We start from the raw sequence: 11,958 nt of genomic DNA, 5'->3' as shown, positions 1-11,958 counted from the left end.
TATGAACACAATCAACCACGAAAGAAAAACCCAATTATTATTAGAATTAATCGGAAATAGCTTCTATGAATTACAAGATTTCGACGTTACAAACGTTGCAATTAATGATGTAATTTTATCAACAGATGGCTCACATGCCAAAGTTTATGTAACTTTATTTAAAGACCAAAAAAGATATTTTGAAAAATTAACTTCAATGGCTCCATTTATTCGTTCAGTTGTAGCCAAAACTTGAAAATATAAAAAATTACCAGAAATTGTATTCTTAATCGATCAAGTTGAGCCACAAGCTCAAAGAATTGAAAAAATTCTTGAAGAAATCAAAGACTAAGATTACAAAAGTATATTAAGGAACTTATATGAAACCCAATTTTGATGCCATAGTCATCGGTGGTGGTCATGCGGGGATCGAAGCTACTTATGCTTTAGCAAAAAGAAACTTTAAAGTTGCACTTGTAACTTTAAACACAAAGAAATTAGGTATGTTACCTTGCAACCCATCAATTGGTGGCTCTGCAAAAGGTATTATCACACGTGAAATCGATGCGCTTGGAGGGGTCCAAGGGCTTTTTGCTGATAAAGCGATGATCCAAATAAAAATGTTAAATACATCTAAAGGACCAGCAGTTTGATCATTGCGTGCCCAAATCGATAAAGAAAAATACTCAGAAATAATTTTAGAAGATATTTTAAAACAACCAAACATTACCTTAATTGAGGATGAGGTTAGCGACCTTATCGTTGAAGATAAAACATGTAAAGGGGTTAAAACCTTAGCCCATGGCGATATATTAGCCAATGTTGTAGTTATGACAACTGGTGTATATATGAACTCAAGAATCTTACGCGGCGAAAATATTAAATACGATGGTCCCGATGGAGAAAAAACTAGTTCAACATTATCTAAGAATTTAGCTAAATATGGGTTTGAAATTTTTAGATTGAAAACCGGAACACCTTGCCGTATTTATACTGACAGTATTGATTTTTCTAAAGTTGAAAAAGAAGTGCTTGATAAAAATGAATTATCATTCTCATCGCGTAGTAATATAAAATTAGATGAACAAACATGCTGTTATTTAACCCATACAACTCCAAAAACAAAAGAAATAATTTTAAAAAACTTAGATCGTAGTTCTTTATACTCAGGAATTATTAAAGGAATTGGCCCTCGTTATTGTCCGAGTGTTGAAGATAAAATTGTTCGTTTCCAAGAAAAAGAAACACACCATATTTTCTTTGAACCTGAAACAGCTCGTGGTGATATTATGTATATCAATGGTCTTTCAACATCAATGCCCGAAGATGTGCAAGATCAAATGATTGCTTCAATCCCTGGTCTTGAAAATGCAAGGGTGCAAAAATATGGGTATGCAATTGAATATGATGCAATCAATCCTTTGAATTTATATAAATCATTAGAATCTAAAATTCTTGAAAACTTTTTTTCGGCCGGTCAACCAAATGGAACAAGCGGATATGAAGAAGCTGCTGCCCAAGGTTTAATTGCCGGAATTAATGCTGCTAATAAATTAGATCACATGCCAGCGATGGAAATCAAAAGAAGCGATGCGTATATCGGCGTTTTGATTGATGATATTGTAACAAAAGGAACAAGTGAACCTTATAGAATGTTAACTTCGCGTGCTGAATATCGTTTATTATTAAGAAACGACAATGTTGATGAAAGATTAGCTAAGTACGCATTTGATAATAAAATGATCAATGCAGAAGATTATAAAAAAGTTATTGATAAGTATAAATATATTCAAGAAACTATTGAAAAATTAAAAAATGAATATGTATCTTCTAAAGGATTTTTAGGAGAAAAATATAATATTACAAATGGTATTTCATATTTAAAATTATTAGCAAATCCTGCCGTTAACCCAGCTGATGTTTTGGGCTCAGATTATCCATATATTGATGAATTAACAATTCAAGTAAGATTATTTGGATATCTAAAAAAACAAGAAACTGCAGCAGAAAAAATGATGCGTTTAGAAATGCTAAAATTACCATCAGATATTGATTATTGAAAAGTTGATAATTTGGCTACAGAGGCCCGTCAAAAATTATCAAAGATTAGACCCACAACTATTGGTCAAGCGTCACGTATTAGCGGTATTAATCCTGCTGATATTCAAATGTTAATGTTTTATTTAAATAATCGTAAAAAGAATAATGAAAATTAATATTGTAGCGATTGGGTCATTGACTAAAGAATATAAAACTATTTATGATTCCTATCTTAAGAAAATTAACTTTTTATGTCAAATCAATTTAATCGAAATTAAAGAAGTTGTCCACGAAAATATTGAAGTTAAAATAAAAAAAGAAACCGATATGATATTAGAAAAAATACCTAAAAGTTCTAAAGTATTTTATTTATCATTGCGTGGTAAAAAAATGGATAGTGAATCATTTTCAGACCTTTTAATTGAAGATAATATAACTTTTGTCATCGGTGGTAGTAATGGAGTTGATGAAACTAAGTTCGATAAAAAAATTTGTTTTTCAGATATGACATTTCCACACCAACTATTTAGGATAATGCTGATTGAACAGGTTTATCGCGGTTTAGCTATCAAAAAAAATATTAAGTATCACAAATAATAAAATTTATACATTTAATAATGATATTTTTCTACCAACACCTAAGTTTTTTGGTGTTGGTTTTTTTATAAAAAAACACAAGGGAACCCTTGTGTAATAAATATCTGTGTTTATTTGCAGTATAATTATAACAATTTTTTTGCCATTAATATTTTTTTAATTTATCGATTTGATAAAGAGTGCTTATTTTGATAATTATTAAAAAATTAATAAAACGCTTTTGAGTGCTTTAAACAATTTTTAAATATGTTAACTTCACTTTTTAATGTCATGTTATTTAATGTAATTACATTTTTAATCTTTGTTTATAAAAAATATTATGATTTTAATTGTCATATATATTGACAAATTGTATTTATTAATGAAAGGAAATAAATGACAAAAAAATCTAAAATTATTTTAGGTGCATCATTAGCAGGTGCCGCTGTTATTGCTGCAGGTATTCCTCTATTCGCTTGGGGCGTACAAACTGCTGAAATTAACAGACAAAAAAAATCTACTGCTTATGAAGCATTAAGTAAATTTTCAAACGGAAGTTTAGAAGAAAATAATAATAACCTTCAAACAAGTTTAAAGGATTTAAATACAAAACATAAAGCACTTGTAAGTGCTGAAAAAACTTTAACATCAGCTGAAAGCGAATTGAGTTCAGCTCAAGGCGAAGAAGCTATAAATGCAGCACAAGAAAAAGTTAATGCTGCGCAAAGCGCTTTTGCTTTAGCTAGACAAAATTACAAAGAAGAAAAAACCAAAGCTGATTTATTATTCAAACAAACAGAAGAAAATCTAGATAAAGCTGGTGAAATTGTTTCTTATGATTTTGGAAAAGAAAACATATCATTAGGCAGCGGTGATAAAAAACAAGATTATAAAATGAAAGATATCGCCGCAAAATATATTTTGGCTGTAAAAAAATACGCAGACCTTAAAAAAGGCTATGAATTAAGCAATGTTAACTGAAATTTCCCACAAGAAAAAGATGTTAATAAAATTTTAGAGTTTTACTCAAAATTTATTTCTAGATTAGAAATAATCAATGACTCTAATTTAAATACTATTACTAAGGCATGAGCTGCAGGTGTTAAATTCGACTGAGAAATTATGATGAATAATTACAGCTCAGGAGGACGTTACACCGTTAATTGATATGCATGAAATCCAGGCTCAGCATATCCAATGAATTCATTCTACCGTACAGTTTCAAGAGTACCTGAATCAGAAGCTTTAAATATTTTAGATACCTTGAAAGAAGCTGTTGAAAATAAAATTACCTTATCAAAAGTTGTAGTTAAAAACAATGTTAATGTTTTCTTAAGGGTTAAATATAATAAAGAATTATTAGATTTCTATAAAGACCCTTCTTTAAAACAAATTAGTGTGGCGGACTTGATTGCTAAAAATCAAAATCCAAAGCAAGCGAACTTAAATAAACTATACAGTTGATATGCTACAGAATATTACAAAGCTGCAGATCACGGCGAAGGCGAAGATCTTAAAGAACTTGTTTTATACAAAGATAATAAATTTAACGAAGTAGAAAATTCAATCGAATTAATCATTGATAACAATAGCGTATACTTATATGGTCTAGGATTAACTCAAAAAGACCTAGAAGCTAAAAATGTTGGTATTGTTGGAATCCAAGGTAATGATAAAACTACAAATGGAAAGAAATTATATGACGCAATTTTAAAAATGTCTACTACAACAAATGACACTCCAAATGAAGTTTATCAATCTGGTTATAAGACAAGTAAAACAGCTGCTAATAACATGAAACTTGTTGCAGAAAAAGTTGCTGAACTTATTGCCGGAGAATCGGGAGCTTGAAGCCCAACTATTAGATATGATGCCGATGGTGTTGGCTCTGACCCAGTTCAAAATATTGTTGTAAATATTAGAGATGATGAAGGAAATGTTGATTTAACTGAATTTAATAAATGATTAAATCAAGAACAATTCTTCTTCGGACGTGAAGGAAGCTCTTTCTATACAGAAAGCAGAATGAAAGAATTAGATAGTGATCCAGGTCTAGCAAAATCACGTGAATATTTAGAAAATTTAGGATATGGTTTCTTAAAAACTAGTCAAACTAAATATGGTGATATTACACAACAACAATTCTACTATGGAGCTTTAGAAGCATTTAAAGGCTATCTACAATTTAAATCAACAACCGAACAAGAAGGATTTAAATATTTTGCTAAACAAGTTCCAACATACGGTATTGATACTTATGAATATGATGAACGTACTGAAGCCGGTGTTGGTGCTTATAATGGTTCAACCGCAAACTTCCAATTCAATGCCGACCCTTACTACTCATTACCAAAATGATCAGTAACATCATTTGCAAATCACGAATCAGTAATGGGACACCACAACCAAATTTACTACGCAAATAAATTCCTAGCTAAATTCAATGATGAAAATTTAGGCAACATTTTTGACTATACTTCATATGTTGAAGGATGAGCTCTATTTATGGAATGATTCGCTATTGAAGCTGGTTACTATGGCACTCCTGATTACAATAATAAAGACAATGACTATTATGCAATGCCAGTTGATTTTTCATACGCAAAAGGTATTACAAACTTCTTTACTAAAGAAGCAGCAGAAAACCCAGACAATATTACTGATGCAATGATCAAACAAATTAAAGATTTACACGGTGGAGTTTACTGAACTTTAGTTGATTCAATCAACCGTTCTTCATCAGATAAAGAACATGCTCAAAAAGCCGTTAAATTAGCAAACATGTTGCAATACTTTGGTGCCTTAAATGAAGCTCAATTACGTAATATGCGTAGAGCAGTTGATACTGCATTCCACGGAACAGGAATCGAAGGACAAGAAGACTTACCTGCTGGAGCATCAATTAAAGATGTGAGAGATTTCATGAAGGCAAACTCAGCATTAGGTATTGGTGATATTACAGCCGATTCTAAACGTTATTTAAACTTACCTGGTCAAGCTACTTCATATAACGCTGGTAAAGAAAATATGCTTGCATTATATGACAAAGTACGTAAAGCATTAAAATTAAGTCGTGAAGAATTTATAAATAAAGTACACGGATTCTCAATCGAAGGCGAAAATTTTGAAGCTAAAGAACATGGTTATGTACAAGAATTGTTACAATACATTTTAATGAATGGTGCTTTACCTCTTGGCGCTCTTGATGACGTTGTTAATTTAGGTTACAACCTTAAAAAATAATTAAAAATTTATCAAAGACAAGGTTATATTCCTTGTCTCTTTTTTTATTAATTATCAATACAAAATTGAACTTTAGGAAATTGTATTATTGGTTAAAAAAATAAAAAATTTTAGTAATGTTAAAAAAAATATTTTTTTTGTTAAACAAATTTAAAATGCGTTATAATAATAAAGCATTAACGCAAAACACCTTGCCCAGGTGGCGGAATGGTAGACGCTACGGACTTAAAATCCGTTGGCTGTAATGGCCGTGCTGGTTCAAGTCCAGTTCTGGGCACCAGGAGCGCCCTTAGCTCAGCAGGTAGAGCAAATGGCTTTTAACCATTGGGTCAGAGGTTCGAATCCTCTAGGGCGTACCATTTCAGGAAGATCTGTTAAAAGCAGATCTTTTTGTTTTATTTTGGAATTTAAAATAAAAAGATAAGCTATCTATAAACTTATCTTTTTATTTTTTTTTATTTTTAATCATTGAATAATGCTAAAGTTTTTTGTTATCTTTAATCTAATTAAATAAGCAAAGAAATTTATAAATGCTATAATGACAAATCCGATCCATAAATAAATCGAAATATCTTGGATATCTCTTATTCGATTTATTGTTGCCGCGCTACCTAATGCTGAGGCCGAATATAATCCATACGTTATAAAATTTCTAGTACTTTTTTCTATTTCAAAACTCATTAAGGTAATCAAGTCTAATCTAATTGCCGATAAAACATAATTATTATATATTTTAAAAACGCTGTAACCTTGTTTTTTTAGTTGTTCAAATATAGTATTTGGTAACTTTCTAACCGAACCCTCAATACTTCTAGATAGTGTTGCCGCGCCATGAATTGCAAAAGCTACTACAAAAGCCGCTGGGTATCCATTATAAATAACGGAAACTAATAAAAATATTGTTAAAGTAGGAACGGCTCGCATAAAACTATTAGTCAATCTAAAAATAACTGAAACTGTTTTATTTGTTAATTGATATGTCATAAAAAACAGTTTAATATATGTTATTCCATAAATTAATATAGTCGCAATAAATACTAAGGCAAATAATTGAATAACCATGTATGGAATTCCTTGCGAATTTCACATAAAAGATACTGAAGAAGTGTTTGGGTTAAACAATTGATAAAAATAATTTTTTGCATTTGATAGATAAAATTTTTGACCATGCAATGTCTTAATTGCTAAACCAATTATTACTATTGATAAAACTGCTAAAAGAAAAACAAATACTTTTTTTACTTTTACTTTTCTTTCATATTTTTTAATGTCAATAGTTTTCATATTAAAACTTTTAAAAAGTTTATTAAGTGAAATATTGATTAGTTCTAATAAAAATACAAACGTAACTAATACTAATAAAGGTGTCATTAGCTGATTGTAATAATTTTTAGTATTTTCTGGTGGATTTATCAATATACCAATACCCAAAAATGATAACTTTGATAATATTGCTGACCATCTTAAATTCGATTCAAAAGCATAAGTCACAAAATTAAAAACTTTCAATTTAATTTGCGGTCAAATTTCCAACACAAAAGCTTTAAAGCGCGAATGTTTTATTTTGGCAATATGATAAAAAATTGTGAAATTACTATTTTCAATAGTTTGTGAAAAATACTCATGTAATCATAATCATGTGAATCATGTAAATATCAAATTTATTGCTAACGTTTTATCGGCTGACATTGTAAATAAATATACAAAAAAAAGTTCAGGTAATAGTCGCAACGTAATAACTATTATTTTAAACGGAATGGCAATTCAAAAACTATTCATTTTATAATTCGAAAAATATGAAGTAAATAAAGCAATAACCATTCCAATAGTAGTTCCTAAAAATATTAGTTTAATGCTATATCATAAAAACTTTAAAGATAAAATAAATAAGTTATTGCCTTCAAATTGCGTGCTGATTTTTGCTGGATTAAAAAAACTTTTTAAATTTTGAAATAAAAGCGTACCGCCATATTTTGAATAACTAAAATTAATCATATAAATGGAAAAAGCAACTGCCGCAATAAACAAAAATCAAAAAACAAACCGCCATATAAGCCGTCTAGGACCACGAAGCTTTATTTTCTGGTTTGATATATTTTCATAAAATAATCCATTTTTAATTTCAATATTATTCATATGTTATAAATTTTTATATATTATGAGCCCATTACTTTTGTAAACGGATCAATAACTTGATTTTTTGCATTTGTTATTAATTTATATCCATTAAAACCGACCGTTGGGCCATAATCATCTTCGCCTTGTTCCCATGCTTCAATTAGTGCTTTTGAAAAAGCTTCTGCTATGTCTTTTGGCAACAATTTTGAAGCGGCAAATATACTGTAATTTAAGGGCCCAGTAGTTGTTAAAAAGCTAATTTTAGCATCTGGTTTTGAAGGTTTGTAGTAATTTAAAAGTTTTCCTCCTTTGGTATTATTTGTATATCCAAAACTACCTAATTCATCAAATACTATATGAAAATTTTGTAAAGCACCTTGTCCAATATCTCTTGGTTTACCAGTCATGTATTTTTCTGAGTGATTAATTTTATCGTTAGCAAAAGATATAAATAGATTATTTGGCTTATTAAAATGTTTTTTAAATAATGCTTCTTGCAGTAGATATTTTGAACCACTCGTGTTATCTCCGGTTACAATGCCAAAATTTCTAAATGTATTTCAGTCTTTGTTGTTTCAGGCTTCTGTAATTTGATTTATCTCCTCTTCATTACCTTGTAGCATTACAAGTCCGCGGTAATAACTTACACGATCGTTTAATTCAGCATAAAATTTTTGATAAATACTTCCGTTTCATTGATATTCGCTATTAGTTCATTCCGCATATGGTTTTTCTGAAAACAATCTATAAGCTTTATTAGCTATAGTTCTTAAAGGACCGTTTTCGGTTCCATTTTCATAATATGAAATATGTTTATCAAAATTAAAAGCTCTTGTTGTGGTTTGTATTAAAGGAAGCAATAAATTAGGATTATCGCCAGCATTGAATAAACTAGTTGTGATGACAGCAATATCGCTAGTACCTTTGATAACATTATTTGCCAAATTATTGTTATCATTAGAATAATTTACTTCGATTTTAATTTTTTGTTTATTTTCGTCTTTTGAGTTATAAATTTCAGCGATTTTGTTAAAAAATTCGTGTTTTTCTGTACCATATCATGGTTTATTAACTATTAATTTTATGGTTTTTTCTTCCTTGCTACACGAAGCAACTACGACAGGTGCAGTAAATAAAGACATTACTGCCCCAAATTGCAAAAATTTAAATTTTGCCATAAAAAAATCCTCCTATTAGAGGATGCAAAAAAATGAGAAACTCACTACGCCAGTATTAACTGGATCAGTTAATGAGGGTATATCTCAGCCATTTGGCACCCCTGTTCTTTATGTAACTATTATACTAAAATTGAATAATTTTATATAATTAATATTGGTTTAGTGTGGCTTAAAAAATAATATTATTGAGGTAAATATGGAATATACAGTAGGAAAAATTATTAAAGCAAAAGTAATAAAAGTTTGGAAAAATACAGTAAATTTAATTACTCGTGATAATAAAAAATGTTTTTTAAATATTGGCGAAGTAAGTGACTATTACATTAGCAACTTAAGTCTAAATTTTAAAATTGACGATATTAAAGAAGTTCAAATTATAGAGATTATGCCAAATGGAGATTTTGTGGTGTCATTTAAAAGAATTCATCCTAAAGAATTACGAAACCCATTTGAATTTAGACTTGATAAAGAAGACACTAATTTTGAAGCTCTGCTTGACTTCACAAATAAAGGAATAAATTATGGCAAATAAAAACCGAATCTTAATTGATACTAATTTTGCGATCAAACAAGAAGCGTTAAACAAATATGAATCATTGGTTAATAAAATAAATAAGGAAATTGAAAATAACGACGTAGTTGGGCACCAATTTTTAGGTTCTTTTGCAGTTAGAAAAAATTATCAGAAAGAAAACTTTGAAGAAATCAAAAATTTACCTAAATTATTATTATCAGAAAACATTGATACACTAGTAATTATTGCTTCACAACACATTTGTTTACAATCGCAAGCCTTAATTGACTTAGTTAGAGGTAAATATCCAGAAAATAATAACAAGAATTTAAACGTTATATTCGTTGATGAAACTATTAACGGACGTGACATTGCTCAATTAATTAGATATTTAGAATCAAAAAATTTTGCGATTAATGTAATAAGTCAAACTGGTGAAACTATTGAAACTTTATTAATTTTTAGAGAGTTAAAATTACTCTTACAAAAAGCGGTCGGAATTGTTAATGCTTCTAATTATATTTACGTAACCACTAACAATAATTATGGCAAGTTATTTAAAGAAGTTCAATTAAACAAATATAAGCACTTTGTTTTATTAGATAACTCTACAGAAAAATTTTTTAGTTTTTCACCAGCAATTTTAGTTCCTTTGGCATGTGCTGGTATAGATATTGAAGCTTATGTTAATGGAGCAGCAGAAGCCAATGAATATTATAAAAACGCGCCGCTAAAAGATAATTCGGCTTATATATATGCATTGTCAAGATTTATATTAGAAAAAAATAATTTTAAAATCGAAAATATTAATTATTATTCAAATGCAGAAAACAAATTAGCATCATTATTCAGAATGTATTTAACTGAAGCTTGTTTAAGAAAAACACACGGTATTTTAGTTTCGACGAATCGCCAAAGTGCCGACTTATGCACTTATTCTGAAAGTTTAATTAACGCACCTTTCAAATGTTTTGAAACTTCAATAATTTGTGATAATCCAAAATTTGATTATTCCATATCTTTATCGCAAGATAATGACGATGATTATTATAACTATTTATCAAAATTGACTTATAATACAATAGGAAAAACTATTAATCGCACAATAACAGAAAATCACGTAATAAACTATAAGATTCCTAATCTGAAAATAATTATTGAAAACTATGAAGAAACCACATTGGGTTGAATTGTTGTTTTCATTCAGCGTGCCGCTGTAATGTGCGCATATTTACAAAATATTAATCCATTTGATAATGTGGGTACTCGCTCATACTCTATTGAATTGATGAAAAATATAACCGAATTAACCGGAGGATCAAAAAATGACTAAAATCGGAATTATCGGAGTTGGTGCTGTAGGTAGTGCATATCTATACGCATCATTAAATAAACATATAGAAGCAGATTATATTTTAGTTGACGCTTTTGTTGATTATGCAAAAGCCCAAGCTAAAGATTTAAACGACGCATCATGTTCGATGAACGGATGCGGATCAACATTCATAACAGGTGATTACAAAGATTTATCAGACGCTGATATCATTGTTATCACTGCATCAACCAAACCTAAAGAAGGTGTTTTAAAAGACCGTTTAGAATTATTAACTGACAATGCTAAGCTAATTGCTGAAATTGGAAAAAAAGTTAAAGAATCGGGTTTTAAAGGCTTAACAATCATTGCGTCAAACCCAGTAGACATTATGGCTTCAATTTATCAACAAGTAACACAATTTGAAGCATGCAAAGTTATTTCTTCAGGAACAATTCTAGAAACAGCTAGAATGAAAAAATTTATTTCTGAAAAAATTAATATTAAAGCTTACTCAATCACCGGCTTTGTTATTGGTGAACATGGAGCACGTTGTTTAATTCCATTCTCAAAAATTAGAATTGGTCTAGGTTCATTAAAAGACTGATTAGCAAACGGAACTATTGACCAAGAATGACTTGAGAATTTGAATGAAAAAGTTAAAAATGAAGCTTTTGAAATTATTTCAGGTAAAGGTATTACTAACTTTGGTATTGGTGAAAATTTAGCTGAAATTACTCAAGCTATTATTGGCGATAGACAAGCAATTTATTCTCTAGGTGTTCAATTACCAAAAGAATATAAAAATTACGGAGTTTACTTCGGATTACCAGTAATTTTGGGACGTAATGGATATCGTCATTTACCTAAAGTTAGACTAGACGAAAAAGAACAAGAATTGTTTGATAATTACTCAGGCGAAATGAAACAAACTGTTATCGATGTTTTAGCCAATATGGGTATCGAAGCAAAATTTTAGTTATGAAAACAAATTAACG

General features: G+C 29.4%; 9 protein-coding genes, 2 tRNA genes and 1 riboswitch. Of the genes, 9 read left to right on the top strand and 2 right to left on the bottom strand.

Annotation, left to right across the window (positions count from 1 at the left end; genetic code table 4):
• Position 1 precedes the first annotated feature (1 nt).
• The 6 genes from rbfA (at position 2) to FJR74_RS00240 (ending at position 6,197) form a co-directional block, all read left to right on the top strand.
• Positions 2 to 331 carry a 30S ribosome-binding factor RbfA gene (gene rbfA / locus FJR74_RS00265; protein WP_140914545.1) on the top strand — a complete coding sequence of 110 codons (330 nt, stop codon included), beginning with the start codon at positions 2 to 4 and terminating at the stop codon, positions 329 to 331.
• Positions 332 to 359: 28 nt separating this feature from the next.
• Positions 360 to 2,195 carry a tRNA uridine-5-carboxymethylaminomethyl(34) synthesis enzyme MnmG gene (gene mnmG / locus FJR74_RS00260; RefSeq protein WP_140914544.1) on the top strand — a complete coding sequence of 612 codons (1,836 nt, stop codon included), beginning with the start codon at positions 360 to 362 and terminating at the stop codon, positions 2,193 to 2,195.
• A complete protein-coding gene (locus tag FJR74_RS00255; RefSeq protein ID WP_140914543.1) occupies positions 2,185 to 2,616 on the top strand; it encodes a 23S rRNA (pseudouridine(1915)-N(3))-methyltransferase RlmH in 432 nt (143 codons plus the stop codon). Before mnmG ends, FJR74_RS00255 begins: the two co-directional genes overlap by 11 nt.
• Before the next feature lie 375 nt (positions 2,617 to 2,991).
• The gene (locus FJR74_RS07040) at positions 2,992 to 5,838 is read left to right on the top strand and encodes a DUF885 family protein (RefSeq protein ID WP_140914542.1); all 2,847 of its coding nucleotides are present in this window, start codon (positions 2,992 to 2,994) and stop codon (positions 5,836 to 5,838) included.
• A 193-nt stretch (positions 5,839 to 6,031) separates the two neighbouring features.
• Positions 6,032 to 6,118 (top strand) — tRNA-Leu (locus FJR74_RS00245).
• Positions 6,119 to 6,121: 3 nt separating this feature from the next.
• Positions 6,122 to 6,197 (top strand) — tRNA-Lys (locus FJR74_RS00240).
• Between the two features lie 70 nt (positions 6,198 to 6,267).
• Here the strand turns inward: FJR74_RS00240 and FJR74_RS07035 are convergent.
• Positions 6,268 to 7,833, bottom strand: coding sequence for an ABC transporter permease family protein (locus tag FJR74_RS07035; RefSeq protein ID WP_140914541.1), 1,566 nt, complete (start codon positions 7,831 to 7,833; stop codon positions 6,268 to 6,270).
• A 161-nt stretch (positions 7,834 to 7,994) separates the two neighbouring features.
• Positions 7,995 to 9,134, bottom strand: a complete 1,140-nt coding sequence (cypl, locus tag FJR74_RS00230) for an ABC transporter thiamine pyrophosphate-binding lipoprotein p37/Cypl (RefSeq protein ID WP_140914540.1) — start codon at positions 9,132 to 9,134, stop codon at positions 7,995 to 7,997.
• Between the two features lie 24 nt (positions 9,135 to 9,158).
• Positions 9,159 to 9,247, bottom strand: a riboswitch (TPP riboswitch).
• Between the two features lie 83 nt (positions 9,248 to 9,330).
• Between cypl and FJR74_RS00225 the strand changes: the two genes are divergently transcribed.
• The 3 genes from FJR74_RS00225 to FJR74_RS07030 are packed head-to-tail and all read left to right on the top strand — an operon-like array spanning position 9,331 to position 11,939.
• Positions 9,331 to 9,666: a S1 domain-containing protein gene (locus FJR74_RS00225; RefSeq protein ID WP_140914539.1), complete on the top strand. Its 336-nt coding sequence runs from the start codon at positions 9,331 to 9,333 to the stop codon at positions 9,664 to 9,666.
• The gene (locus FJR74_RS00220; protein ID WP_140914538.1) at positions 9,656 to 10,981 is read left to right on the top strand and encodes a phosphoglucose isomerase-related protein; all 1,326 of its coding nucleotides are present in this window, start codon (positions 9,656 to 9,658) and stop codon (positions 10,979 to 10,981) included. Before FJR74_RS00225 ends, FJR74_RS00220 begins: the two co-directional genes overlap by 11 nt.
• On the top strand, positions 10,974 to 11,939 hold the full coding sequence (locus FJR74_RS07030; RefSeq protein WP_140914537.1) for a lactate/malate family dehydrogenase: 966 nt from the start codon (positions 10,974 to 10,976) through the stop codon (positions 11,937 to 11,939). The genes FJR74_RS00220 and FJR74_RS07030 overlap by 8 nt, the downstream gene beginning before the upstream one ends.
• Positions 11,940 to 11,958 lie beyond the last annotated feature (19 nt).

This window comes from Metamycoplasma neophronis (assembly GCF_006491995.1).
In the GTDB taxonomy this organism is placed as follows: domain Bacteria; phylum Bacillota_I; class Bacilli_A; order Mycoplasmatales; family Metamycoplasmataceae; genus Metamycoplasma; species Metamycoplasma neophronis.
This window is presented reverse-complemented; position numbering and strand designations above follow the sequence as displayed.